The sequence below is a fragment of the Streptomyces sp. NPDC046203 genome, from assembly GCF_040646255.1.
In the GTDB taxonomy this organism is placed as follows: Bacteria; Actinomycetota; Actinomycetes; order Streptomycetales; family Streptomycetaceae; genus Streptomyces.
In genome coordinates, this window is record NZ_JBEYZX010000003.1 from 15458 (window position 1) to 41704 (window position 26247).

Consider the following 26247-nt stretch of genomic DNA (forward strand, 5'->3'; position numbering starts at 1 on the left):
CTCATCGCAATCTCGACCTACTTCCGACTCGCGAGGTACCTGACCGCACGGGATTCCGTGCCGTTCTGCTTTCACCGCGGTTCTTCACCGCGGCGCCGTCCGCTCGACTTGGAGGCGCAGCGCCTCCGTGTCGAGCGGCCCCTGGACCTTGAAGGCCCTCGGGAACGCCCGGCGGCGGACCGCCAGGTCGAGACAGTGCAAGGCGGGGTGCACGTAGGCACCCCGGCCGGGCAGCGTACCGCGATGATCGGGGACGCACTCGTCCTTATTCATCACGATCCGCAGCAGGTCGCTCTTGGCCGCTCGCTCCCGGCATCCCACACAGGTTCGCTCAGGGCACGCGCGGGCATGCGTCCGGCCAGACACGCTTAAGTCTACCTCCCCGTTCCGACCTCACCCGTTCGGGGCAAAAATCGAACAGTCGTTGGCTAAAAACGATCTCCGCCGAGTGGCGGAGACGCTTCAGCGCTCGTCGCCGGACGGCTCCGTGTCCGGACGGATGTCGATCCGCCAGCCGGTCAGACGGGCGGCCAGGCGGGCGTTCTGCCCCTCCTTGCCGATCGCCAGCGACAGCTGGTAGTCGGGCACGGTCACCCGGGCCGAACGGGCGGCCAGGTCGACGATCTCGACCTTCGACACCCGGGCCGGGGAGAGCGCGTTCGCCACCATCTCGGCCGGGTCGTCCGACCAGTCGACGATGTCGATCTTCTCGCCGAGCAGCTCGGCCATCACGTTGCGGACCCGGCCGCCCATGGGGCCGATGCAGGCGCCCTTGGCGTTCAGACCGGAACGGGTCGAACGGACCGCGATCTTGGTGCGGTGGCCGGCCTCGCGGGCGATCGCCGCGATCTCGACCGAGCCGTCGGCGATCTCCGGCACCTCGAGAGCGAAGAGCTTCTTCACCAGATTGGGGTGCGTACGGGACAGGGTGACGGACGGACCGCGCACACCCTTGGCCACCCGTACGACGTACGTACGAATCCGCAGACCGTGCGTGTACTCCTCGCCCGGCACCTGCTCCTGCACCGGCAGGATGGCCTCGAGCTTGTCGTCCAGCTTGACCAGGACGTTCTTCGGGTCCTTGCCCTGCTGCACCTGGCCCGCGACGATGTCGCCCTCACGGCGGGCGTACTCGCCGAAGGTGACGTCGTTCTCGGCGTCCCGCAGCCGCTGCTGGATGACCTGGCGGGCGGTGCTCGCCGCGATCCGGCCGAAGTCCGACGGGGTGTCCGCGAACTCCTTGGGCTGCTGGCCCTCTTCCAGGTCGGCGGGGTCTTCCTTCGCCCACACCGTCACGTGACCGGTCGCCCGGTTCACCTCCACGCGCGCGTGGCGGCGGGCGGAGGGGGTGTGGTGGTAGGCGATGAGGAGGGCCGACTCGATCGCCTCGACCAGCATCTCGAAGGAGATGTCCTTCTCCTGTGCCAAGCCCTTCAGGAGCTTCACGTCGATGTCCACGGCTACGCCTCCTCTTCCTTCTTGTCCTTGCGGTTGAACTCGATCTCGACACGCGCCTTGTCGATGTCCGCGAACTCCACCCGGCGGGCGGTCGCCTTGCGGCCCTTGACGCCCGGCACCTCGGTGTCGAGGCCGTCGTCGTCCACGGCGAGGATGCGGGTGACCAGGTCGCCGCCCTCCTTCAGCCGCAGCTTGACCAGGCGGCCGGTGGCGCGTACGTAGTGGCGGTGCTCGGTGAGCGGGCGGTCCGCGCCCGGGGAGCTGACTTCGAGGACGTACTCGCCCTCGCCCATCACGTCGGTCTCGTCGAGCTTCTCCGAGATGTCGCGGCTCAGCTCCGCGCAGACGTCCAGTTCGACGCCCTCGTCCGAGTCGACGACGACCCTCAGCAGTCCGCGGCGGCCGGCCCGGGACACCTCGATCTCCTCGAGATCCAGATCCTTCGCGTGCACGAGCGGCTCCAGAAGACCGCGCAGCCGTTCGTTCTGGGTGGTGCTCATCCGGGTGACTCCTCGGCCGCGTGTGCTGTTGTGGGTTCGTCGCGTGTCAGATCAAAGGGTATCCGGTTCCGGAGGGTGTTGCCGTCCACCGGGCCGCTCGCCCGCGGGTACGCTCGCCTGCGGCGATCCAGGCTGACTACACAGACAATCCGACCATCCGGCGGGCGGGACCTTCCCCGGGCGAGCCCGGGCACGCCGCGGTGGCGGCCGGTGAGGAAGTGGGCGTGACGACGGTGAACAGACGCGTGCTCCTGGCCGCGGGAGCGGCGGGCACAGCCGGCGCGGCGGCGACCCTGGCCGGCTGCGCCTCCGACGGCGGACGGGAACCGGGGAAGCCGGGCCCCGCCGAACGCGCGGCGCGCGCGGAGGCGGCCCTGCGGACCCGCTCGGCGGCGACCGGCCGGGCCCTCCTCGCCCGGTACGACGCGGTACTCGCCGCACATCCCGCGCTCACCGGCCGGCTCGCGCCGCTGCGCGCGGCGGTCGCGGCGCACGCGACGGCGCTCGGCGAGGGCACCACCACCCCGGCGCCGCCCCCGCACTCCTCGACTGCCCCGGGCTCCTCGGGCTCGCCCGCGCCGACACCAACGGGCTCCGCCACCGCCACCGCCACGACCGGCGCGCCCGCCGTGCCGGCCGATCCGGACGCGGCGCTGCGGGAGCTGGCCGCCGCCGTCCGGGCGACCGCCGACACCCATACGGCCGCACTCGACACCGCGCCTCCCGAATACGCCCGGCTGCTGGCCTCCGTCGCCGCCGCGGGCGCCGCCCAGACCTTCCTGCTCACCACCGAGACCGAAGGGGACCGCGGATGACCGCCCTCGCCGCCGCCCAGGCCGCGCTCGCCGCCGAACACGCCGCCCTGTACGGGTACGGGGTCGTCGGCGGCCGCCTCGGCGAGGCCCGGCGCACCGAGGCCACCGCCGCCCACACCGCCCACCGCGCCCGCCGCGACGCGCTGCGCCGCACCGTACGGGACCTCGGCGGCGAGCCGGTCGCCGCGGCGCCCGGCTACGAGCTGCCGTTCGCGGTGCCGGACCCGGCCTCGGCCGTCCGGCTCGCCGCCGTCCTGGAGGACCGGGTCGCGGGCGTGTACGCCGATCTCGTCCGCTCCGCCGAGGGCGCGCTGCGCCACGACGCGGCGGCGGCCCTGCGCGAGGCGGCGGTCCGCGCCGCCCGCTGGCGCGGTGGCGGCGTAACCTTTCCTGGGCTCGCCGAACGGGCCTGACGGCCCGGTCTCCGGCGCCCCGCCCGGAGCCACCCGGGGCTCCCCGCAGCTCGCCGGATCCTCCCGTGGCTCCCGGGGTCTCCCCTGGACATCGGCCCCGGACACCGCCTTGGACACCGCCCCGGACATCGAAGGAAGCACGCACCCATGGGTTTCGAACCGCCGCAGCGACTGGTGCGTGCTCTCGGCGAGACGTACGGGCAGGACGCCGCGGCCGGATGGCTCGACCGGCTCCCGGAGCTGGTCCCGGACGCCCTGGCACAGGCCGGGCTGACCGCCGAGCGGGTCGTGGCCCCCGGCGGACGCTCCAGCCTGGTCGTCCTCGTGCCCGGCGCGGCCCTGAAGCTGGCGCCCGCCGCCGCCCGGCCCGATCTGGAGCGGGACGCGCTCGCGCACTGGAACGGCTGGGGCACGGTCAAGCTGCTCGGCGAGGCCGGGGAGGGCGGGCTGCTCCTGGAGCGGCTGCACCCCGAGATGTCGCTGCGCTCGCTGCCAGAGGCGAAGGCCCTCCTGGAGGCCGCCGACACGATCCGCAAGCTGTGGGTGACACCGCCCGCCGGGCACGGTTTCGAGACGGTCGCCGTACGCACGGAGCGGCAGGCCGAGTCCATGGCCTCCTATCGGGCGGACGCGGAGGCGGGCGAACTGGTGACGGCGGCCCTCGCCGCCCGCGCGGAGCTGGTCGCGGAGGGTGCCGACGCGGGTGCGGACGCGGAGGTGGACGCGGGTGCGGCGGTGGACGCTGGGGCGGGCTCGGAGGCGGAGGCGGAGGCCGGCTCCGGCTCCGGCTCCGGTGAGACGTTTCTGCTGCACGGCGCCTTCCGCCAGGGCAAGGTCCTGGCCGGTGACCGTTCCCCCTGGCTCGCGGTCGGCCCCGAGCCGCTGGTCGGCGAGCGCGCCTACGACCTCGCCCGGCTGGTACGCGACCGGGTGGAGGACCTCGTGGGCGCGTCCGCCGGGGCCTCGGCGGCCCGCCGGCGGGTGAACAAGCTGGCCGACTCGCTGGAGGTGGACCGGGAGCGGCTGCGCGGCTGGACCCTGTTCCGCGCGGTGGAATCCGCGACCCGCGCGCGTACGGCCGGACGGCGGACGGACGCCGAGTTGCTGCTGGAGTTCGCGAGCTGGCTGTGAATCCCGCGCCCTGAGGGGAATACCCTTGCTGTAACCCTTCCCCAGGGGGCCGTGATGATCCAGGAGCTGTTGACGGCGGCCGCCGCGGCCGGAGCCGTGATCGTGGTCTACGCGGGAGCGGCGGCGCGCGTGGTGAAGCAGTACGAGCGGGGCGTGGTGTTCCGCTTCGGCCGGCTGGTCGACGAGGTGCGCCAGCCCGGCATCACGATGATCCTTCCGGGCGTCGACCGCATGCACAAAGTGAACATGCAGATCGTGACGATGCCGGTGCCGGCCCAGGAGGGCATCACCCGCGACAACGTGACCGTACGGGTGGACGCGGTGGTCTACTTCAAGGTCGTCGACGCGGCCGAGGCGCTGGTGCGCGTGGAGGACTACAAGTTCGCCGTCTCGCAGATGGCGCAGACCTCGCTGCGGTCGATCATCGGCAAGAGCGACCTGGACGATCTGCTGTCGAACCGGGAGCAGCTCAACCAGGGCCTGGAGCTGATGCTGGACTCCCCCGCGATCGGCTGGGGCGTGCAGATCGACCGGGTCGAGATCAAGGACGTATCGCTGCCGGAGACGATGAAACGGTCGATGGCCCGGCAGGCGGAGGCCGACCGTGAGCGGCGGGCGCGGCTGATCAACGCGGACGCGGAACTCCAGGCGTCGAAGAAGCTGGCGGAGGCCGCGCGGCAGATGGAGGACACCCCGTCCGCGCTCCAGCTGCGGCTGTTGCAGACCGTGATGGCCGTGGCGGCGGAGAAGAACTCGACGCTGGTGCTGCCGATCCCGGTGGAGCTGCTGCGCTTCCTGGAGCGCGGCGGCTCGGAGCCGTCGTCCCCCGGCAAAGCCGCCACGGCCCCGCACGTCTCTCCGGGCCCGCCGCCGGTGCCCCCGATCCTCCCGACCGAGGCGTATCTCGCGGGCCACGCGGCCGCCGCGGAGGCCATCGAGGACCTGACGGGCTCCTCGGTGGAGCCGGCCCCGCGCGACGTGGAGGAGCGCGGCTAGCGTCGCGAGCCGGTGAACCTTTCCGGTCGCAGCCACTGGATCCTGTGAGAGTGCGCTGGTCGGGCTCTCGTTCGAGTGCGAGGGCTGCGGTCGGCGCGGCCGCCGTACAGCGGGCGGCGGGTTCGCCGTACCGGGCGGCGAGGGCCCGGTGGCGTTCTGGGCCATTCGGGCCGCGCACGGCGCGGGACGGTCCGCCGAGAGTTTTTCGGACGGGGTCGCAACCTCGGGGTGTGCCGCACGTCTGGTGGGTTGAAGGGCGCCCTTCAACCCGGCTTCCGGACCGTGTGTCCGTCCGTCCTACTTCTTCGGGAGAATCCCATGTCCAGCCCTGTCCAGTGGAACCGTCGTCCCCGTCCCCGGGTCTTGGGCACCGTCTTCACGGGTGTCGCGCTGCTCCTCGGCGGCGGCTTCACCGTGCAAGCGGTCGCCGACTCCGGCGCACCCGCCTCCCCGGTCGCGCCGAAGGTCGTCACCGTTCCCGACGCGGCTTCGGATGCCGCCGCCTCGCGCCCCGCCCCGGTTCCCGCCCCGGTTCGGGCGCCGGCTCCGGCTGCGGTTCCGTCCACCAAGGCACCCCGCCCCGTCCCGGCCCCGGGCACGCCCTCCGCCCGTGTCGCGCCGAAGGTCCTCTCCGCCGGCGACACGGCCGCGGTGGCCGGGCCCTCGCGTCCCGCCCCCGCCCCGGCCCCGGCCCCGGCCCCGGCCGCCGGCGTCGGTAAGTAGTACCCCCGCGGCACCTCGGAACGGGCGGTCCGGACCCTCCACGGGTCCGGGCCGCCCGGTTCCACGCTCTCCCGATGGATCGAGGCTCATGCAGTACGCCCTACCCCCCGCCGCGGCAGGGGCGCCGCCCTGGTGGTCCCGTCTGCTCGCCCGCCTGTCCCGGGCCGGAAGCGGAGCCGGGGCCACGCCCGTCCGGGAACGCCGGCCGCGGGTGGTCGATCCGCCGCCGGGACCGTACGGAAGCGGCCCGGCGCCCACGCCCACACTCACGGAGCTGTACCGGGCGCGGCGGCTCGACATGGTGCGGCTCGCGCTCTTCCTGGTGGACGACCTGCCCACCGCCGAGGACGTCGTCCAGGACGCCTTCGCCGCCGTGTGCCGCGCCTACGGCACCTCGCTGGCCGGGCTCGCGGATCCGGGGGCGTACCTGCACACCGCCGTGGTCAACGCGGCCCGGTCCGTCCTGCGTCGACGCCGTACCGCCCGCGCCTACGTCCCGCCCCACCAGGGCGCCGGGGCGCCCGTGGACGAGGGGCTGCTGCTCGCCGAGGAGCACCGGCACGTGCTCGACGCGCTCGGGGAGCTGACCCGGCGCCAGCGCGAGGTGCTGGTCCTGCGCTACTGGTCGGAGCTGACCGAGGCGCAGATCGCGCACACGCTCGGGCTCTCGCGCGGCACCGTGAAGTCCACCGCAAGCCGCGCGCTGGACGCCCTGGAGAAGAAGCTGGAGGCGGTCCGATGACGCCGGACACCGAACACCGCCGGTCCGGGTCCGGGTCCGGGACCGAGGAACGGCTGCGGGCCGCCCTGGCCGCGCGAGCCGGCCTCGTCACGTACCGCGATCTGCGCCACGACGCGCCTCCGCGCGGGCGCTCCTGGGGGACGCACCGGATCCGGCGCGTGGCGGTCACGTTCACCGTGCTCGGGGCAGCCGTCGCGGCGGTGGCCGCGGGAGTCCTGGCCCTGTCGCCGGGCACCCCGCCGGCTCCCGCGCCGGTGCTGCCCGCGGGGACGCCGGGCACCGGCGAGCCCCCGGTGCCGACGCGCGGCCCGGTCGTCACGCCGGCTCCGGCCGCCCCGTCCCACGGGAGGTGACCGCCGGCGAACGGGCTCCGCTTCCGCGCCGGGCACCGGGGGCCCGCGCGGACGCCGAAGGGGTGCGGGTTCCTTGATGGAACCCGCACCCCTTCGGCGTACTACCGGCTCTACCGGCTACCGGCTACCGGCTCTACTGGCTACCGGCTACCGCTTACCGCTCGGCTTCGGTCAGGCGGAGAGGCGGGCGATCGCCTCGTCGACCGTCAGCTCCTCGCGCTCGCCCGTACGGCGGTCCTTCAGCTCGACGACGCCCTCGCCCGCGCGGCGGCCGGCGACGAGGATCTTCGGGACGCCGATCAGCTCGGAGTCGGTGAACTTGACGCCCGGGGAGACACCGGCGCGGTCGTCGACCAGGACGCGCAGACCGGCGGCGGCCAGCTTGTCGGAGACCTCCAGGGCCAGCTCGGTCTGGAGCGCCTTGCCGGCGGCGACGACGTGGACGTCGGCCGGGGCGACCTCGGCGGACCAGCACAGGCCCTTCTCGTCGGCGGTCTGCTCGGCGAGCGCGGCGACGGCACGCGAGACGCCGACGCCGTACGAGCCCATGGTGACGCGGACGGGCTTGCCGTTCTGGCCGAGGACGTCGAGCTTGAGCGCGTCGGCGTACTTGCGGCCCAGCTGGAAGATGTGGCCGATCTCGATGGCGCGGTCCAGCTTCAGGCCGGTGCCGCACTTGGGGCAGGGGTCGCCGTCCTGGACGACGACGACGTCCACGTACGCGTCCACCTCGAAGTCACGGCCCGCGACGACGTTCTTCGCGTGCGTGCCCTCCTTGTTGGCGCCGGTGATCCAGTCGGTGCCGGGGGCGATGCGCGGGTCGGCGACGTAGGTGACCTTCTCCAGGCCCTGCGGGCCGACGTAGCCGCGCACCAGGTCGGCGCGCTCGGCGAAGTCGGTCTCGGTGACCATCTCGACCGTGGCCGGGGCGAAGTGCGCCTCGACCTTGCCCATGTCGACCTCGCGGTCGCCGGGGACGCCGATGGCGACGATCTCGCCGTCGACCTTCACCAGCAGGTTCTTCAGGGTGGCGGAGGCCGGGACCCCGAGGGAGGCGGCGAGCGTCTCGATGGTCGGGGTGTCGGGGGTGGGGATCTCCTCGGCGGCCGGGACGGCGGAGCCGTCGACGGACGCGAGCGGGTAGGAGACCGCCTCGGTGTTCGCGGCGAAGTCGCAGTTCGGGCAGTCGGCGAAGGTGTCCTCGCCGGCCTCGGCCGGGGCCAGGAACTCCTCGGACTTCGAACCGCCCATGGCACCGGCGGTGGCGGCGCAGATGCGGTAGTCGAGGCCGAGGCGCTCGAAGATCCGCTGGTACGCCTGGCGGTGCAGCGCGTACGACTGGGCCAGGCCCTCGTCCTCCAGGTCGAAGGAGTACGAGTCCTTCATCAGGAACTCGCGACCGCGCAGGATGCCCGCGCGGGGCCGGGCCTCGTCGCGGAACTTGGTCTGGATCTGGTACAGAATCACCGGCAGGTCCTTGTAGGACGTGCACTGGTCCTTGACCAGGAGGGTGAAGATCTCCTCGTGGGTGGGGCCGAGGAGGTAGTCGCCGCCCTTGCGGTCCTGGAGGCGGAACAGCTCGGCGCCGTACTCCTCCCAGCGGCCGGTGGCCTCGTAGGGCTCACGGGGCAGCAGGGCGGGCAGCGAGACTTCCTGGGCGCCGATGGCGTCCATCTCCTCGCGGACGATCCGCTCCACGTTGGAGAGGACCTTCTTGCCGAGGGGCAGCCAGCTCCAGATGCCGGCGGCGGTGCGGCGGACGTATCCGGCGCGGACGAGCAGCTTGTGGCTGAGGACCTCGGCGTCCGCCGGGTCGTCGCGCAGCGTCTTCGCCATCAACTGGGACATGCGCTGGACCGGTGCGTTGGCCATGGTTCTCGTACTCCTGCCGGAAAAGGGTGATGGCCCCGAGGTTAGCCGGGCGCCCCCGGCTCGGAGAAATCAGTTCCCCTCGGCGCTCCCCCGGCGCAGCGGCAGCGGGGCGCCCATCACGGCGTACGGGCGCGGCGCGCTCGGGAAGTGGACCCTGCGGGCGAGGTCGGCGTAGCCGAGGGAACGGTAGAGCGCGCGGGCCGGACTCTCGGTGTCGATGGCGGAGAGGATGGAACGCGGCAGGTCGGACCCGTCGGTGATGCCGGTGATGAGCCGGCGGCCGACCCCCCGGCCCTGGTGGTCGGGGTGGACGTGGAGCTCGGTGATGACGAAGGAGTCGGTCAGCCAGCCCTCGCTGCCGGTGATGCGCAGATACGGCTCGACGACCGTGGACCACCAGTGGGAGCGGTCGTTGGGCATCCCGTACACGAAGCCGACGAGCCGCCCATCGGGGGTCGTCGCGCCGAGCGCGCGGGCGCCGGGGCAGAGGAGGTGGCGTACGACGATATGACGGCGTACGGCGACCTCCGCGTCGTCGAGGCCGAAGGCGAGGGCCTGCACGGCGAGGGCCTCGTCGACCCGGGCTGCCAGGTCGACCGGCGCGATCACGACCTCGGTGTCATCCATGCGCGGCACCCTATAGGCAGGGGCGAGGCCACGGGACCGGGGTATGGGGTTCGGGGTGGGGGCGGGGTTCGAGGTTCGGGGTGGGGGCCGGTGCGGGGGGCCTGGCTCTGGGACGGGGTCCGGGCCGGGGCCCGGGACGGGATTGCTTCGCCGGGTCAGAACAGCACGCTCATGAACGCGCCGACCTCCTGGAAGCCGACGCTGCGGTACGCGGCCCGGGCGGGGGTGTTGTAGTCGTTGACGTACAGGCTGACCACGGGCGCGACCTCGGCCAGCGCGTAGCCCAGGACGGCGGCCATGCCGGTCTTCGACAGGCCCTTGCCGCGATGTTCGGGAGCCACCCAGACTCCCTGGATCTGGCAGGCCTGGCGGGTGGCGGCACCGATCTCCGCCTTGAACACGACCTTGCCGTCGTCGATCCGCGCGAAGGCCCGCCCGGAACCGACCAGCTCGGCGACCCGCGCCTGGTACAGCAGCCCGCCGTCGCCGGCGAGCGGCGAGACGCCGACCTCCTCGGTGAACATGGCCACGCACGCGGGCATGATCACATCCATCTCGTCCCTGCGGACCCGCCGCACCCCCGGGTCGGGGTCGACGTCCGCCGACGGCTTCTCCGCGGCCATCAGCGGCTGCTGGGCACGAACGTCCCTGGCCGGGCCCCAGTGGGGTTCGAGCAGGCTCCACAGCAGGGCGGTCGGCTCGACGGGACCGACGATCGAGGAACAGCGCCGACCGACCCTGCGGGCCCGGTCGGCGAAGGCACGGACGGCCTCGGGGGTGGCACAGATGGGAACGAGGTTGGCCCCCGCGTAACACAGCGACCGCAGCCGGCCCTCGCTGTACCAGCCCCACATCTCCCCGCCCAGCCGCCACGGGTCGAGCCCGGCGGCCTGGACCCGCGCGGTGACGAAGGCGTTCTCGACGGGCGCGCTCTGCAGAACGGCGAGCGCCGCCCCGAGGTCGGCGGGCTCAAGGACCCGCGTCGATGCTTGCGTCAACACGCCGACCCTCACCTACATCCGTTGATGCTCGAACTGTACCTCGGGGCTTGCCGGGCGATTCCTGTGGCTGGAGGAGCGGCGGAGGGGGGTGGGGTGAGACGGAGGTGGGGTGGCCCACCTGGGGGCGGGGAGATGGGGGCTGGGTCTGTGGGAGGGGCGAGGCGGCGAGGGGCCGGCCCACACAGGGGCGAGGCCGCTGGGGTGGGGCCGCACGTAAGCGAGACGGTAGTGGCTGAGCCCGCAGGAGCGGGAGACGGCTGGTGCGCGGCCCACACGAGTACGGGACGGCAGGTGTGCGGCCCGCACGAGCACGAGACGAGAGGTGGGCAGCCCGCACGGAAGCGAGACGGTGAGGGCTCAGCCCGCACGGAAGTGAGGCGGCAAGGCGCGGGCCCGCACGGGGGCGAGGCCGCTGGCGGGCAGCCCGCACGGGAGCGAAACGGCAGGGGCCCGGCCCGCACGAGCGTAAGGCGGCAAGGGGCGAGCGCATGTGTGATTGAGCAACGTTGGCCTTTTTTGTGGCTCCTTCGCCTCCGGGTGCCTGGTGCGTGTGTCGACGGTCGACCGTGCTCGGCCCACTCGTTCCTCGCGGGCCTGTGCGCGCTCTCCCTTTCGACACCCGCGGCACCCTTCGGCTCACTCGCCCGTAAAGGGCACCCCGCAAGCCTTCGCAACGACAAGGGCGGGCGAACAGTCATGAGTACCCCAGGGGGTGGACCCCCGCCCCTGGGTTGCCGACAAGTGCGGGTCCCACCCTGCCGCCTCGCGCGCGTGCGGGCCGGCCTTGCCCCTGTGAGTGCGGGCCACACCCCTGCCGTTACGTCTTTGTGCGGGTCGCTGCGTACGGCCGAGTGAGCCGAAGGGGTGCGTCGGGGGAACAGTGCCGAACGCGCGCAGGCCCGCGAGGAACGAGTGGGCCGAGCACGATCGGTGCTGTGAGTCCGACTCCAGCACCCCGGAGGAGAACCGAGGCACAAAAAAGGGGCCCCGCCCGTGCCTCCTCGGCACGGACGGGCCCCACAATCAGCAACCCCGGGAATTACCCCGCGACCGAGACCGACGGCTCGCCGCTCGCGATGCCGTCCTTCTCCATCTGCTCGGCGATCTTCATGGCCTCTTCGATCAGCGTCTCGACGATCTTGGACTCGGGGACGGTCTTGATGACCTCGCCCTTCACGAAGATCTGGCCCTTGCCGTTGCCGGAGGCGACGCCCAGGTCGGCCTCGCGGGCCTCGCCGGGGCCGTTGACGACGCAGCCCATGACGGCGACGCGGAGCGGGACCTCCATGCCTTCGAGGCCGGCGGTGACCTCTTCGGCGAGCTTGTAGACGTCGACCTGGGCGCGGCCGCAGGACGGGCAGGAGACGATCTCCAGGCGGCGCGGGCGGAGGTTCAGGGACTCCAGGATCTGGTTGCCGACCTTGATCTCCTCGACCGGCGGCGCGGAGAGGGAGACGCGGATGGTGTCGCCGATGCCCTCGGACAGCAGCGCGCCGAAGGCGACGGCGGACTTGATGGTGCCCTGGAAGGCGGGGCCGGCCTCGGTGACGCCGAGGTGCAGCGGGTAGTCGCACTGGGCGGCGAGCTGGCGGTAGGCGTTGACCATGACGACCGGGTCGTTGTGCTTGACCGAGATCTTGATGTCGCGGAAGCCGTGCTCCTCGAAGAGGGACGCCTCCCAGAGGGCCGACTCGACGAGGGCCTCCGGGGTGGCCTTGCCGTACTTCTGGAGGAGGCGGCGGTCGAGGGAGCCCGCGTTCACGCCGATGCGGATCGGGACGCGCGCGTCGCCCGCCGCCTTGGCGATCTCCTTGACCTTGTCGTCGAACTGCTTGATGTTGCCGGGGTTGACGCGGACGGCGGCGCAGCCGGCGTCGATGGCGGCGAACACGTACTTGGGCTGGAAGTGGATGTCGGCGATGACCGGGATCTGCGACTTCCGCGCGATGGTGGAGAGAGCGTCGGCGTCGTCCTGGGTGGGGCAGGCCACGCGCACGATCTGGCAGCCGGAGGCGGTCAGCTCGGCGATCTGCTGGAGGGTGGCGCCGATGTCGGAGGTGCGGGTGGTGGTCATCGACTGCACGGACACCGGGGCGTCGCCGCCGACCGCCACCGATCCGACCTGGATCTGCCGGCTCTTGCGCCGCTCGGCGAGCTTGGTCGGAACGGTCGGGATACCGAGAGAGATCGCGGTCATCAGCTGTACAACCCCAAGGTGTGGTTCATCCGGCTCAGGTGGTTCGAGGTATTCGAGGTTACCGCCCTTACGGACGGTGGCCGGACACCCCACGGGTTCCGGCCACCGTCGTCACTCGGTCGTCAGGTGAGTTTCACCGGGTTGACGACGTCGGCGACGAGGACGAGCAGGGTGAAGCAGACGAAGACTCCGGCGACGACGTACGCGATGGGCATCAGCTTGGCGACGTCGAAGGGGCCCGGGTCGGGGCGCTTGAAGATCCGTGCGGCGTGGCGGCGGACCGATTCCCACAGGGCGCCGGCGATGTGGCCGCCGTCGAGCGGGAGCAGCGGGAGCATGTTGAACAGGAACAGCGACACGTTGAACATGACCAGCAGGTTCATGAACCAGACGAGGATCGTCTGGGGCGGCGCGTCCACGGTCATCAGTTCGCCGCTGATGCGGGCGGCGCCGACGACGCCGACGGGCGAGTCCTGCTTGCGTTCGCCGTCGCCGAAGGCGGCGTCCCACAGGGCGGGGATCTTGCCGGGCAGGGCGAGGACGGATTCGACGCCGGCCTGGAGCTGCTGGGACATCCGGTCGGCGGACTGGCCGAAAGTCAGCGGGACGACTTCGCGGCCGGATTCGAAGCCGAGGTAGCCGGCGGAGACGTACTGGAGGGGCTGGACGACGTTTCCGTCGGCGTCCTTCTTGAGGACCCGGTTCTCCAGGAGGGTCGCCTTGAGCGTCAGTTCCTTGCCGCCGCGCTCGACGGTGAGGCTGGCGGGGCCGGTGGTGGCGCGGATGCGGTCGGAGAGCGTGTTCCAGTCGGAGACGCGTTCGCCCTGGAAGGCGACGATCCGGTCGCCCTTGAGCAGGCCGGCCGCCTTCGCGGGCGAGGGGCGGTCGCCCGTCTTGCAGGCGTCGCGCTTCTCGCTCTGGTCGATGACGCAGTTGGTGACGCCGGCGACCTTGGTGGTCTGGGTCTCGAAGCCGATGGCCATGGCGCTGCCGAAGAACAGCACGACGGCGAGCACGAGGTTCATGAACGGCCCGGCGAACATGACGATGACGCGCTTCCACGGCTTGCGCGTGTAGAAGAGCCGGTCCTCGTCGCCGGGTTCGAGTTCCTCGAAGGACGCCTCGCGGGCGTCCTCGATCATGGAGCGCCAGGGCGAGGTCGAGCGGGCCTCGATCCGGCCGTCCTTGCCGGGCGGGAACATGCCGATCATGCGGATGTAGCCGCCGGCCGGGATGGCCTTGAAGCCGTACTCCGTCTCGCCCTTCTTCCGCGACCAGATGGTGGGCCCGAAGCCGACCATGTACTGCGGTACGCGGATGCCGAAGAGCTTGGCCGTGGAGAGGTGGCCCAGTTCGTGCCAGGCGATGGAGACGAGCAGGCCCAGCGCGAACAGCACCAGACCCAGCACGTACAGGAATACCGTCATGCGCGCGCCTCCGCGATTGCCTTCGCCGCGAGTTCCCGGGCCCGGGCCCGTGCCCAGGTCTCCGCTTCCAGGACGTCCGGCACGGTGAGGGAAGTTCCCCGGCCGGGGTCGCCGTGTTCGCCGACGACCGCGGTGACGGTGTCCATGATCGCGTGGAACGGCAGGTCGCCGTGGAGGAAGGCGTCCACGCACTCCTCGTTGGCGGCGTTGAAGACGGCGGGCGCGGTGCCGCCGAGCCCGCCGACGTGGCGGGCGAGGTTCACGGAGGGGAAGGCCTCGTTGTCGAGGGGGAAGAACTCCCAGGTGGAGGCGGTCGACCAGTCGAAGGCCGGGGCGGCGTCCGGGATCCGCTCGGGCCAGCCGATGCCGATGGCGATGGGGCCGCGCATGTCCGGCGGGGTGGCCTGGGCGAGCGTGGAGCCGTCGGTGAACTCGACCATGGAGTGCACGTACGACTGGGGGTGGACGACGACCTCGATGCGGTCGAAGGGGATGTCGTAGAGCAGGTGGGCCTCGATGACCTCCAGGCCCTTGTTCACGAGCGTCGCGCTGTTGATCGTGATGACGGGGCCCATCGCCCACGTCGGGTGGGCCAGCGCCTCCTCGCGGGTGACGCCCGCGAGCTGGTCGCGGGTCCGGCCGCGGAAGGGGCCGCCGGAGGCGGTGACGACGAGCTTGCGGACGTCGTGGCGGCTGCCGGCGGCGAGCGCCTGGAAGAGCGCGGCGTGCTCGGAGTCGACCGGGATGATCTGGCCGGGCTTGGCGAGCGCCTTGACCAGCGGGCCGCCGACGATCAGCGACTCCTTGTTGGCGAGCGCCAGGGTGCGGCCGGCCTCCAGGGCGGCGAGCGTGGGCGCGAGTCCGATGGAGCCGGTGATGCCGTTGAGCACGGTGTGGCAGGGCGACGCGGCGACCTGGGTGGCGGCGTCCGGGCCGGCCAGGATCTCGGGCAGCGGCTCGGAGCCGTACCGCGCCTTCAGGGCCGTACGCAGTTCCTCGACGGCCTCCTCCCGGGCGACCGCGACCGTGCCGGCCCGCAGCCGGTGCGCCTGCTCGGCGAGCAGCCCGATCCGGCTGCCGGAGGCGGCGAGGGCGGTGACCCGGAACCGGTCCGGGTTGCGCAGGACCAGGTCGACGGCCTGGGTGCCGACGGAACCGGTCGAGCCGAGCACGACGATGTCCCGGCGTCCTTCGGAGATGTCGAAGGCGGTGTGGGGGTCGGCGAGAGGAGAGGGGCGATCGCTCATGCCCCCCATTGTTGCCGCAAAGCCTGTGCCCTCTTCACAGGGTCCGCCGGATCGCGCCGAAAACGCCGGAGAAGCCCGGGAAGAACGGGAAGAGCGGGAAGAGCGGGAAGAGTGGGGAAGACCGGCTGGACACGGACGTACGTGGACGTACGCGGACGCACGCGGGCGGGGCCGTCGAACGTGCGGCCGGGGCGGCGAGGCCGGCAGGGGCGACCGGACCAGCCGGGGTGGCCGGACCAGCCGGGGCGAGGGCCACGCGCGCGTGGGCCCCGTACATCCACGGGCCTCGTACGCGCGCGTGGCGCGCGAGCGGCTCCTGTGCCGTGGGCGCACCGGCCGGCCGGCCGGCCGCGCCTCAGCCGATGGTGCGGTGGACGTCGGGCCGGGCCGACGGGCCGGGGGTGGTGTCGGCGATCCAGGGGCCGTCGTCGCTGGGGTCGAGGACGCCCTCCTCCAGCCAGGTGTACGCACCGGCCAGGACACCGTCGACGACCTTGCGGTCCAGGTCGTCGGTGTTGGCCCACAACCGTCCGAAGAGTTCGTCGGTACGCAGCCGGGCCTGGCGGCAGAAGACGTCCGCGAGCCGGTGCGCCGGGCGGCCGTGGTCGCCGGTGGTGCGCAGGAGTTCGGCCCGTACGCAGACGGCGCTCATCGCGAAGAGTTCGGCGCCGATGTCGACGATCCGGCCCAGGAAGGCTTGTTTGAGTTCCATCCGGCCCTGCCAGCGCGACATGGCGTAGAAGGTGGCTCGGGCGAGTTTGCGGGACGTGCGTTCGACGTACCGCAGATGGGTCGCGAGGTCGCCGAACTCCGCGTACGCCCCGGGGAGCTGTCCCTGCCCGGCGACGAGCTTCGGCAGCCAGCGGGCGTAGAAGCCGCCGGCCCGTACTCCCGCCCTCGCCTTGTCGGCGAGGGCCTTGTCGGGGTCGATGATGTCGCCGGCGACGGCGAGGTGGGCGTCGACGGCCTCGCGGGCGATCAGCAGGTGCATGATCTCGGTGGAGCCCTCGAAGATCCGGTTGATGCGCAGATCGCGCAGGAGCTGTTCGGCGGGGACGGCGCGTTCGCCGCGGGCGGCGAGCGAATCGGCGGTCTCGTAGCCCCGGCCGCCGCGGATCTGGACCAGTTCGTCGGCGATGCGCCAGGCCATCTCGGAGCCGTACAGCTTGGCGAGCGCCGCCTCGATCCGGATGTCGTTGCGGTCCTCGTCGGCCATTTGGGAGGCGAGGTCGACCACGGCCTCCAGGGCGAACGCGGTCGCCGCGATGAACGAGATCTTGGTGCCGACGGCCTCGTGGCGGGCGACGGGCTTGCCCCACTGCTCGCGTTCCGCCGCCCACTCGCGGGCGATCTTCAGACACCACTTCCCGGCGCCCGCGCAGGACGCGGGCAGCGAGAGCCGGCCGGTGTTGAGCGTGGTCAGCGCGATCTTGAGGCCGGAGCCCTCGGGGCCGATGCGGTGTGCGGCGGGGACGCGGACCCGGTGGAAGCGGGTGACGCCGTTCTCCAGACCGCGCAGGCCCATGAAGGCGTTGCGCTGTTCGACGGTGATGCCGGGCGAGTCCGCCTCGACGACGAACGCGGTGATGCCGCCGCGGTGGCCCTCGGAGGCGGGGACGCGGGCCATGACGACGAGGAGTTCGGCGATCACGCCGTTGGTGGTCCACAGCTTGACGCCGTCGAGGAGGTACGCGTCGTCGCCGTCGGGGACGGCGGTCGTCGCGAGCCGGGCCGGGTCCGAGCCGACGTCGGGCTCGGTGAGCAGGAACGCGGAGATCGCGCCGCGCGCCAGCCGGGGCAGGAAGGTGTCCTTCTGTTCCCGGCTGCCGAACAGTTTCAGCGGCTGCGGTACGCCGATCGACTGATGCGCGGAGAGCAGCGCGCCGAGCGCCGGGCTGAGCGAACCGACGAGGGCGAGGGCCCGGTTGTAGTACAGCTGGGTGAGGCCGAGGCCGCCGTACTTCGGGTCGATCTTCATCCCGAAGGCGCCGAGCGCGCGCAGTCCGTCGATCGTCTCGTCGGGGATCCGCGCCTCGCGTTCGATCCGCAGGCCGTCGACTCCGCCGCTCTCGCAGAAGGCCCGCAGCTTGGCCAGGAACGCCTCGCCGCGCCGGACGTCCTCGTCGGCGGGCAGCGGGTGCGGATGGATGAGGTCGAGGCGGAACCGGCCGAGGAAGAGTTCCTTGGCGAAGCTCGGCTTGTGCCAGTCCTGCTGGCGGGCCGCCTCGGCGACCTGCCGGGCCTCGCGTTCGGTGACCTTGGGCGACCGCTGGGTGGGTGCGGACATGAGGGGCTCACCTCGCCGCTCGTCGGGGCGTGGAGCCTGGTGGCTCCCTGTCCGTCGTACCCGAAATATCCGTTTCCGGAAAGCGGACAGCCGACGCTGGAACGGGCCTCGGGTCCGGACGCGGGTCCGGACGCGGGTCCGGACGCGGGTCCGGACGCGGGTCTGATCGCAGGTCTGGTCGCGGGTCTGGTCGCGGGTCTGGTCGCAGGTACGGAAACGGTCCGCCTGCCGCCGGCGGCGGCGCCGTCGTCGTTCGCCTACCGGGGCGTCCGCAGCCGGAAGATCGCACCGCCCTCGACCGCGCCCGGCGGGGGCGATTCCTGCATCAGCGGGCTCGGGGCGGTCGCGGGGACGAGCACCTCGGCCCAGAACACGTACCCCGCGACCACGTAGTCGTACGGATGGCCGGCGGAGAGCCTGAAGAGGCGGTCCCCCGGCGACCAGGCGCGCCCGATCCTCCGCCCCTCGGCACGCAGGGCGTCCGGGCCGGCGTCCGCCAGGCCGAGGCCGTCGCGGTAGTAGTCGGAGAGCGAGATCCGGGAGACGTCCTGGAAGAGCACGTCGAAGACGCGGGGCGGCCTCTCGTCGTCGCGGGCGAGGAACCCGCGCAGCAGGACCTTGCTGTGCCCGTACTCGACGGCCCAGGGGCTGAAGGTCCCTTCCAGCCGGGCGGGAAGGTGGTCCGTGACGACTATGCGGTAGGGCATGCGACCTGTCCGGGGGTGGGAGGGACGGCGAAGCGCGGGGAGGCGGCGCACCGGGTGCGGGCGTACCCGGTGCGGGCCCACCCGGTGCGGGCGTATCGACACCGTAGCGCCGTCGTTCCCACCGTCCACCGTCCGCCGTCCGCCGGATACGGCCGACGGCCGGAGCCCCCGCACAGTGGGCTCCGGCCGTCGTTCTCTCCCGCCCGTGCGGCGCGCGTGTCGCCGTACGGGAGTTCTTGGGGCGCGCGTCGCGCGGCGTGGACCGTGCGACGCGAGCGGGTGGCTCGCCTCTAGAGGGCGAGGCCCGTCATGACCAGCGAACGCTCGTACGTGTAGTCGTCCATCGCGTAACGGACGCCCTCACGGCCGACGCCGGAGCGCTTGGCGCCGCCGTACGGCATCTGGTCGGCGCGGTAGGAGGGGACGTCGCCGATGATCACACCGCCGACCTCGAGGGTGCGGTGGGCGCGGAAGGCGGCCTGGATGTCGTGCGTGAAGACGCCCGCCTGGAGGCCGAAGTCCGAGTCGTTGACCAGGGCGAACGCCTCGGCCTCGCCGTCGACCTTGGTGACGGTCAGGACCGGGCCGAAGACCTCGCAGCGGGCGAGGGTGACATCGGCCGGGAGGTCGGTGAGGACGGTCGGGGCGTACGTCGCGCCGTCGCGCTTGCCGCCGGTGAGCAGCGTCGCGCCGGCCGCGACGGCCTCGTCCACCCAGGACTCGACACGGCGGGCGGCGGCCTCGTCGACGAGCGGGCCGACATCGGTGGCGTCGTCCGCCGGGTCGCCGGTGACCTGGGCCTCGACGGCGGCGACGAGCTTCGGCAGCAGACGGTCGTGGACGGAGCCGTCCACGATCACGCGCTGCACGGAGATGCAGGACTGGCCGCCCTGGTAGTTGGAGAAGGTCGCCATGCGGGTGGCGGCCCAGTCCAGGTCGGCCTCGGAGGACCAGTCGGGCAGCACGACGGCGGCGGCGTTGCCGCCGAGCTCCAGCGTGCAGTGCTTGTGCGGCACGGACTGCTGGATGGCATAGCCGACCTTGTCCGAGCCGGTGAAGGAGATGACAGGCAGCCGCTCGTCCTGGACGAGGGCGGGCATCCGGTCGTTCGGCACGGTCAGGATCGACCAGGAGCCGGCCGGCAGGTCGGTCTCGGCCAGGATCTCGCCCAGGATCAGGGAGGAGATCGGGGTGGCCGGGGCCGGCTTGAGGACGATCGGCGCGCCGACGGCGATGGCCGGGGCGACCTTGTGCGCGGCGAGGTTCAGCGGGAAGTTGAACGGCGCGATGCCGAGGACGACACCCCGGGGGATACGGCGGACCAGCGCGAGCCGGCCGGCGCCGCTGGCCTCGGTGTCGAGGCGCTGGACCTCGCCGCCGTTCCAGCGGCGGGCCTCCTCGGAGGCGAACCGGAACACGGACACGGCACGGCCGATCTCGCCGCGCGCCCACTTGATCGGCTTGCCGTTCTCGGCGGAGATCAGCTGGGCCAGTTCCTCGGTGCGCTCGGCGAGCCGCTTGGCGACGTGGTCGAGGGCGGCGGAGCGGACGTGCGCCGGGGTGGCGGCGAACTCGTCGACGACGGCGTGCGCGGCGGCGACGGCTTCCTCGACCTGGGCCTCGGTGGGCACGGAGACGGTGCCGACCAGACGTCCGTCGTACGAGTTCGTGACGTCGAAGGTCGTCTCGCCGGTGGCCTCGCGGCCGGCGATCCAGAAGCCGTGGGTGGTCGTCATCGCGTCCCGGCCCTTTCCGTTGGGGGTGATGGGGTCGAGGAGCCCGCGCTCAGGCACGCGCGCACTCGCTCTCGTGACACGTTAGGACGAAGCAGGCTCATGAACGCTTGTCCGGTGTGGAGTGGTGGGTGCGGGGATCCTGGCCGCTTTGGCGGGAAGGAAGGGCGAGGGCCGGGATCGGCGGGACGGTCGGTCGATGGGGGCGGCGGCTCGTGCCGACGCTCGCTCGCCTTCGTACGTCCGTCGTACGCCCCGCGCCGCCCGCACCCGGACCCTCAGCCGCAGCCGCTCACCTCCGTCGTTCCGTCGAGACGATCAGGCACACCCCGGCCACGACGATCAGACCGCCGAGAACGATCGACCAGGTCAGGGCCTCGTCGAGGAGCAGCGCGCCGAGGGTGACGGCGACGATGGGGTTGACGTAGGCGTAGGTCGCGACGAGCGAGAGCGGTGCGGACTGGAGCAGCCAGGCGTACGCGGTGAAGGCGACGAGCGAGCCGAACACGATGAGGTAGGCGAGGCCCACCCAGGACCGGGTGGAGACGGCCGCGAGGTCCAGGCCGTGGTGTTCGCCGCGCAGCAGGCCGACGCCGAGGCCCGCGAGACCGCCGGCCAGCATCTCGTACACGCTGGCGGTGAAGGGGTTCGCGGGCATCGGGATCCGGGACGAAGCGAAGGAGCCGAGCGACCAGAGCAGGGTGCCCATGACGACCAGGGCGATGCCGCCGGCGTGCACCTCGCCGCTGAGACCGGGCAGGGTGAGCACCGCGAGTCCGGCGAGTCCGAGCAGGACGCCCGCGAGCGCTCCGAGGGTCGGCCGCTGCCCGGTGAGCGCTTTGAGCACGACGACCCAGGCGGGCACGATGGCGACGAGCAGCGCGGCGAGGCCGGAGGGCACGGAGGTCTCGGCGAGCACGATGAGCGCGTTGCCGCCGAGGAGCAGCATCAGGCCGACGACGGCCGCCGAGGCCAGTTCTCGCGGGCTCACCTTGAGGGCGGCGGGCCCCTGCCGCCAGGCGATGATCGCCGCGAGGATCAGACCCGCCACGACGAACCGCGCCCCGGCGGACAGGAACGGGGGCAGGGTCTCGACCACGACCCGGATCCCGAGGTACGTGGATCCCCACACCACGTAGACGATGCCGAGCGCCACCCAGACGGCGGCGGGGATCCGGCGGGCGGCCCCCGGTGCGGCAGCCGGTACGGCAGCCGGAACGGACCGCGGTTCGGCCCCCGGAAGGGTTCCCGGGGTGGGTCCCGGGGTGGGTCCCTGAGCCGATGGGGACTCGGCGGGCGGCGAGGAGGAGCGGGGGGAAACGGAGGGCGCGGGGTCGGAGGCAGGGCTTGTCATGCCCCGGAGGTTATGGAGCCAGGAGCCTCCTGACCAGGATTTCTGCCCGGGATCGGGCAGAAATACGCTACTCGCGACCGCCGTCGGTGGCCTTCAGAGCCAGCCACAGCTCCATCCGGACATCCGGATCGTCGAGCGAGCGGCCCAGGATCTCCTCCACGCGCCGCATCCGGTAGCGCAGGGTGTGCCGGTGGACGCCGAGATCGGCGGCGGCGGCGTCCCACTGACCGTGCCGGGACAGCCAGGCGCGCAGCGAGGCGACGAGGTCGCCCCGGCCGGTGGCGTCGTGCGCGTACAGCGCGCGCAGCAGTCCGTCCGCGAACGCGCGGACGGCCTCGTCGGCCAGCAGTGGCAGCACCGAGCCCGCCGCGACCTCCTCGTGTTCGACGAGCGTCCGGCCGCGCCGCCGGGCCACCGAGAGCGCCTGTTCGGCCTGCTTGTAGGCGGCGGCAGCCGTGGCGGCGCCGGCCGGGGCGGACAGTCCGAGGACCAGTCCGGTCTCCTCCGACTCGCGCCCCGCGTACCGTTCGCACGCCGTGACCACCGCTCCCCCGTCGCCCGCCAGGACCACCAGCCGGCCGGCGCCCGCCGGGCCCTCGGGCTCGGTCAGTACGGCCAGGACGGACTCGCCAGCCCGGGCGGCCGCGGATTCCAGGGCATCGCCGAGTTCGGCGAGCGGCGCCTCGCCGCTCGCGCGCACCACCGCCGGCCCCGTCGACACCCCGATCGCCCCGGTCCCGGTCCCTGTCCCGGTCGCTACGCCTGTCCCGATCCCCGCCCCGGTCGGCGTTCCTGCCACCGGGCCCGTCTCGGAGGCCGTCGCCGTCGCCGGTTCGGCGATGAGCAGCCGGTACGGCGCGTCGAGCAGCCCGCCGTACAGATCCCCGGCCGCCGTCGTGGCGTGGCCGGTCTGTCCGTCGAGCAGCATCCGCAGGACGGCCGCGCCCAGCCGGTGTTCGGCAGCCTGGAGGGAACGGGACCGCTCGGTCGTCAACGTCAGCAGGGCGATGGCGGAGTGCACCGCGTACCGCTCGGCCGTGCCCAGCGGGGCGCCCGTGCCGACCGCGAGCGCCCCGCGTACCCGGCGGCCGGTGCCCAGCGACTGGAGTTCGACCCGGTCCGTGCCCTCCTCCTCGTCCTCGCCGCCGCCGACGACGGTGCTGGCGGGCGCGGACCGTTCGCGGAACCGCTCGACGTCGGGGGCGAGCCGGGCCGCCCGGCGCGCGGCCCACTCGGGTGCGACGGCCAGGACGGTGCCGGAGGTGTCGTACAGCGCGACCCAGCCGTCGACATGCGCGGCGAGCCGGGCGACGACGCCGTCCGGGCCCTCGGCGAGCGCCGCCCGGGTCAGCTCGCGCTGCACCTCGAAGCCCGCCGTCACCGACCGGTACTGCTCGGCGGCGATGGCCGCCGAGACGGCCTTGCTGATGGCGAGGAAGGGGGTCGGCCGGGGCACCGCGAGCAGCGGCAGGTGCTCCTCGCGGGCCGCGTCGACCAGCGCCGCCGGAATGTCCTCGTAGGTGACGCCGACCGCGAAGCCGAGACCGACGACACCGGCGGCGAGCAGCCGCCGCACATAGCGCCGCATCGCCTCGGGGTCCTCGGCGTCGAGGGTGAGGGCGGTGGTGAGCAGCAGCTCGCCGCCCTCCATGTACGGGACGGGGTCGGTGAGCTCGCTGACGTGCGCCCAGCGCACGGGGGTGTCGAGGCGGTCCTCACCGGCGCGGACGGTGAGTTTGAGCGCCGGGTGCTGGACGAGCGAGGCGAGGGTGGGCGGCATCGTGAACCGTCGATCGTGGGACCGGGAGGGAGGGGTCGGAGCACGCCGCCGGGAAGGCCGGCGCGTCCCCCTCGATTGTGCCAGCCCGCGCCCGTTTCGTACGCATCGTCGCAGGTCGGCCGTGACGACGGGCGGTCCGGAGAACGGGGAGGGCGGGCGCTTCGGGAAAGGAAGGGGACGGGCGCCACGGAAGACGGGGTGGGCGCTTCGGAAACGGGGGCAGGGGCGGGGTCAGGCTCCGCCGCCCCGCCGGAGGTCGACGAGGAGCGGCGGGGTGTGTTCTCCCCGTACATCCGTGAGCGACAGGACGGCGTGGCCGGGCGGGACCGTGTGCGCGAGATCGGACGCGGACCAGCGCTCGCGCTCGACCTCGCGGACGGTGACCGCCTCGGTGGTGACCGCCTTGCCCGTCACCTTCTTGCGCAGGAAGTGGACGAAGCGGGTCATCGGCTGATCGGCGAAGACGGTGTGGTGGGCGACCTCGGTCTTCTCGAACCGTTCGGTGCCCCAGGTGTCGGCGAAGGCCCGGCCGTCCCAGGTGGGGATGCCGGCGAAGGCCATCCGGCAGCCGACCACCGCGAGCAGCGGCCCGCGCAGCGCCTCCGGCACCTCGGCGAGGGTGCGCAGGGCGAGCACGACACCGGCGTTCTGCGGGCGCAGCCGCTGAAGGGCCCGGACGGTCCCCTGGGTGAGCGCACCGGCCGCGTCGTCGAGCACGAGGCAGGCGAAGTGCCCGCGCCCCGCGCCCTGTCCCTGCCGGTCCCGGTCCCTGACGACGGACTGGAACTGGGCCAGGATCAGCCGGTTGAGCAGCCGTGACGCTTCCTCGTGGGCGCCTTCCGGCAGGCTGATCCGCACCCGGATGGGGTGGCGGACGACGGCGCGCAGCGAGAAGCCTCGCTCGTCACCCGCGCCCTTGCCGGTGCCGCTCCCCGTGCCCGAGCCGGTGCCGCCTCCGCCGCCGAAGAACTCGGCGAAGACGGGCCGGTCGAGGGTCGCGAGCCGGTCGGCGAGCACGGGACCGGGGTCCCCGGCGGTGCCGGCCTGCCGGAGCCGTGACTCCAGCTCGCGGCGCATGGCCGTGGCGCTCCGGTCCTGCGGCAGCAGATCGAGCAGGGTCTGAAGGGTTCCGGGGCCGGCTTCCAGCAGTTCGCGCAGCACCGGCACGGTGGGGAAGCGCCCGTACGCGGCCCGGTAGGGGCCGATGAGCTGGGCGAGCACGGTCGCGGCGCGCCGGGTCTCCAGTCCCTCCAGGTCGCCGACGAGTCCCTCGGCGAGCAGGACGGCGGCCTCGTCGGGGTCGGTGGCCCCGGCGTACAGGTCCAGGTCGTGCGGGGAGGCCGGGTCGCCGAGCCGGATGACGACGTCGTACGCGGCGTCCGGCCCGAGCGGCGCGCCCGCCTCGCCGACGGCGACGACGGCGCAGCCGCCGGTGAGCGCCTGGAGGGTGAGGGACTCGACGACCGGCGCGACGAGGGCGCGGGTCTTGCCGGAGCCGGAGGGGCCGACGGCGAGCAGCGAGGTACCGAGGAGCGCGGGGCCGAGGGCGAGTCCGGCACCCACGTACGGGGCGGGGGCGCGTTCGGCGGGTGCGTACCGGCCGATCCGGACCTGGCCCAGGAACAGATCGTGCTCGGCGGTACGGGCGGGCAGATCGCGGTCGCCGGAGGGGTGCGCGGCGGCCCCGGCCCCCTCGCGGAGCAGCGCGCCGACGAGCGCGGCCCGGCCCACCCCGTCCCGGGCGGTGCCGTTCCAGGCCCGGCGGACCCGTGCGACGTCGACGTCGTTCATCCGCCCGCCGGCCACCTCGGCGACGAGCCGGTCGGCCGCCGGGTACTCGCCCGCCTCCCGGAGCTCGGGCCACTGCGACGGCGGGGCCTTCGGGCCGGTGGGGACGGGGGCGGGCGGGTTCTGCCGGGCGCGGCGGGCCAGCCACAGGCCCTTCCAGTCGCCGACGCGGGCGAAGGGCCAGACGACGAGGGCGGTGATCAGCGCGTACAGGGTGTAGACGACGAACGGCGAGGAGAACACCTCGAATCCGCCGGTGAGGAGGGCGACGGCGGAGAGCACGGCGGCCGCGAGGGGCAGCGGATCCCAGCCGAGGCCGAGTGCCTCGGGCCAGACGAAGGCGAGGGCGACCAGGGCCATGCCGCCCGCGAGAAGCGCACGGACTGGCGAGCTGAACCGGTCGAGGTAGTGGCGGCTGATCTTGCCCCAGGACCCGAAGAAGCCGGCGGCGCACACGATCCCGACGAGAAACACACTGTCGTACAGGTTGCGGGCCGCGTTGCCGTGCCAGTTGCCGTCCACCGGGACCGTCGTGCCCGGGTACCACCAGTCCCTGGGGGTCAGCACCCACAGCAGCTGGATCTTGTACGGAAAGACCTCGTGCCGCCAGGCGGCCCACAGGAGCAGGGCGATCACCAGGGGGATCAGCATGCCGATGACCGTGACGGGGGGCACACGGTCACGCCCGGCCGCCTCCGGCGCCACGTACCGGAACCGCCACACCCCCGGCCCCACCGCCGGTCGCGGGGCGTCCATCCACTCGGCGACGGCCGAGCGGGGCGGGGCCGTGGTCGGGGGCGCGCCGGGCGGGGCGGGTACGGCCTTGGCCTCGCCGCCCGCAGCACCCGCGCCGCCCCCGAAACCCGCACCACCCGGGCCACCCGAGCCACCCGAGCCACCCGCACCGCCCGGGCCCCTCGCCCCGGCCACCCCGCCCCCGACACCCGGCGCGTACCCGGGCACGGGAGGCGCGGCCGCGGCCGGAACGGCGGGCGGGGCGGCCGGGGCCGTCGGCGGGAGGGCCGGGGCGGGGGGCACCCGGTCCGGCGGGGGCGGTGCCGACGGGCGCGGCAGCCCGGCCCCCCGGGTGTCGCTC

General features: G+C 73.3%; 22 protein-coding genes. 7 read left to right on the plus strand and 15 right to left on the minus strand.

Going from position 1 to position 26247, the window contains the following annotated elements; genetic code table 11:
• Positions 1-84: 84 nt before the first annotated feature.
• The 3 genes from ABZ990_RS03345 to rimP form a co-directional block, all read right to left on the minus strand.
• Entirely contained in the window at positions 85-366 is a 282-nt protein-coding gene (locus ABZ990_RS03345) for a YlxR family protein (protein ID WP_361224511.1), read from the minus strand.
• A 96-nt stretch (positions 367-462) separates the two neighbouring features.
• A complete protein-coding gene (gene nusA, locus ABZ990_RS03350; protein ID WP_361224514.1) occupies positions 463-1458 on the minus strand; it encodes a transcription termination factor NusA in 996 nt (331 codons plus the stop codon).
• Positions 1459-1460: 2 nt separating this feature from the next.
• Positions 1461-1958, minus strand: coding sequence for a ribosome maturation factor RimP (gene rimP / locus ABZ990_RS03355; RefSeq protein ID WP_361224517.1), 498 nt, complete (start codon positions 1956-1958; stop codon positions 1461-1463).
• A gap of 224 nt (positions 1959-2182) precedes the next feature.
• Here rimP and ABZ990_RS03360 point away from each other — a divergent pair, with 224 nt between their 5' ends.
• The 7 genes from ABZ990_RS03360 (at position 2183) to ABZ990_RS03390 (ending at position 7131) form a co-directional block, all read left to right on the plus strand.
• Positions 2183-2773 carry a hypothetical protein gene (locus tag ABZ990_RS03360; protein ID WP_361224520.1) on the plus strand — a complete coding sequence of 197 codons (591 nt, stop codon included), beginning with the start codon at positions 2183-2185 and terminating at the stop codon, positions 2771-2773.
• Positions 2770-3186, plus strand: a complete 417-nt coding sequence (locus ABZ990_RS03365) for a ferritin-like domain-containing protein (RefSeq protein ID WP_361224523.1) — start codon at positions 2770-2772, stop codon at positions 3184-3186. The genes ABZ990_RS03360 and ABZ990_RS03365 overlap by 4 nt, the downstream gene beginning before the upstream one ends.
• 147 nt (positions 3187-3333) lie before the next feature.
• Positions 3334-4317, plus strand: a complete 984-nt coding sequence (locus ABZ990_RS03370; RefSeq protein WP_361224526.1) for an aminoglycoside phosphotransferase family protein — start codon at positions 3334-3336, stop codon at positions 4315-4317.
• A 54-nt stretch (positions 4318-4371) separates the two neighbouring features.
• Positions 4372-5313 carry a slipin family protein gene (locus tag ABZ990_RS03375; RefSeq protein ID WP_361224529.1) on the plus strand — a complete coding sequence of 314 codons (942 nt, stop codon included), beginning with the start codon at positions 4372-4374 and terminating at the stop codon, positions 5311-5313.
• Between the two features lie 318 nt (positions 5314-5631).
• Positions 5632-6036: a hypothetical protein gene (locus ABZ990_RS03380; RefSeq protein ID WP_361224532.1), complete on the plus strand. Its 405-nt coding sequence runs from the start codon at positions 5632-5634 to the stop codon at positions 6034-6036.
• A gap of 88 nt (positions 6037-6124) precedes the next feature.
• On the plus strand, positions 6125-6778 hold the full coding sequence (locus ABZ990_RS03385; RefSeq protein ID WP_361224535.1) for a sigma-70 family RNA polymerase sigma factor: 654 nt from the start codon (positions 6125-6127) through the stop codon (positions 6776-6778).
• Positions 6775-7131, plus strand: coding sequence for a hypothetical protein (locus tag ABZ990_RS03390; protein ID WP_361224538.1), 357 nt, complete (start codon positions 6775-6777; stop codon positions 7129-7131). Before ABZ990_RS03385 ends, ABZ990_RS03390 begins: the two co-directional genes overlap by 4 nt.
• Before the next feature lie 171 nt (positions 7132-7302).
• Here the strand turns inward: ABZ990_RS03390 and ABZ990_RS03395 are convergent, their stop codons facing one another.
• The 12 genes from ABZ990_RS03395 to ABZ990_RS03450 form a co-directional block, all read right to left on the minus strand.
• Positions 7303-9003, minus strand: a complete 1701-nt coding sequence (locus tag ABZ990_RS03395) for a proline--tRNA ligase (RefSeq protein ID WP_361224541.1) — start codon at positions 9001-9003, stop codon at positions 7303-7305.
• 69 nt (positions 9004-9072) lie between these two features.
• A complete protein-coding gene (locus ABZ990_RS03400; RefSeq protein ID WP_361224544.1) occupies positions 9073-9630 on the minus strand; it encodes a GNAT family N-acetyltransferase in 558 nt (185 codons plus the stop codon).
• Between the two features lie 155 nt (positions 9631-9785).
• The gene (locus ABZ990_RS03405; RefSeq protein WP_361224547.1) at positions 9786-10631 is read right to left on the minus strand and encodes a GNAT family N-acetyltransferase; all 846 of its coding nucleotides are present in this window, start codon (positions 10629-10631) and stop codon (positions 9786-9788) included.
• Between the two features lie 1039 nt (positions 10632-11670).
• Positions 11671-12828 carry a flavodoxin-dependent (E)-4-hydroxy-3-methylbut-2-enyl-diphosphate synthase gene (gene ispG, locus ABZ990_RS03410; RefSeq protein ID WP_361224550.1) on the minus strand — a complete coding sequence of 386 codons (1158 nt, stop codon included), beginning with the start codon at positions 12826-12828 and terminating at the stop codon, positions 11671-11673.
• A 122-nt stretch (positions 12829-12950) separates the two neighbouring features.
• Complete coding sequence (locus ABZ990_RS03415; RefSeq protein ID WP_361224553.1) at positions 12951-14255, minus strand: site-2 protease family protein; 1305 nt, start codon at positions 14253-14255, stop codon at positions 12951-12953.
• A complete protein-coding gene (gene dxr / locus ABZ990_RS03420; RefSeq protein WP_361224556.1) occupies positions 14252-15502 on the minus strand; it encodes a 1-deoxy-D-xylulose-5-phosphate reductoisomerase in 1251 nt (416 codons plus the stop codon). The genes ABZ990_RS03415 and dxr overlap by 4 nt, the downstream gene beginning before the upstream one ends.
• Before the next feature lie 355 nt (positions 15503-15857).
• Positions 15858-17789, minus strand: coding sequence for an acyl-CoA dehydrogenase family protein (locus tag ABZ990_RS03425; protein WP_361224559.1), 1932 nt, complete (start codon positions 17787-17789; stop codon positions 15858-15860).
• 257 nt (positions 17790-18046) lie between these two features.
• Entirely contained in the window at positions 18047-18496 is a 450-nt protein-coding gene (locus ABZ990_RS03430) for a hypothetical protein (protein WP_361224562.1), read from the minus strand.
• A gap of 290 nt (positions 18497-18786) precedes the next feature.
• Positions 18787-20232 (minus strand): aldehyde dehydrogenase family protein, encoded by a 1446-nt coding sequence (locus ABZ990_RS03435; protein WP_361225055.1) that lies wholly within the window; start codon positions 20230-20232, stop codon positions 18787-18789.
• 289 nt (positions 20233-20521) lie between these two features.
• Entirely contained in the window at positions 20522-21583 is a 1062-nt protein-coding gene (locus ABZ990_RS03440; protein WP_361224565.1) for an EamA family transporter, read from the minus strand.
• A 67-nt stretch (positions 21584-21650) separates the two neighbouring features.
• A complete protein-coding gene (locus ABZ990_RS03445; protein WP_361224567.1) occupies positions 21651-23363 on the minus strand; it encodes a PucR family transcriptional regulator in 1713 nt (570 codons plus the stop codon).
• A gap of 231 nt (positions 23364-23594) precedes the next feature.
• On the minus strand, positions 23595-25802 hold the full coding sequence (locus ABZ990_RS03450) for an ATP/GTP-binding protein (protein ID WP_361224570.1): 2208 nt from the start codon (positions 25800-25802) through the stop codon (positions 23595-23597).
• Between the last annotated feature and the right edge of the window lie 445 nt (positions 25803-26247).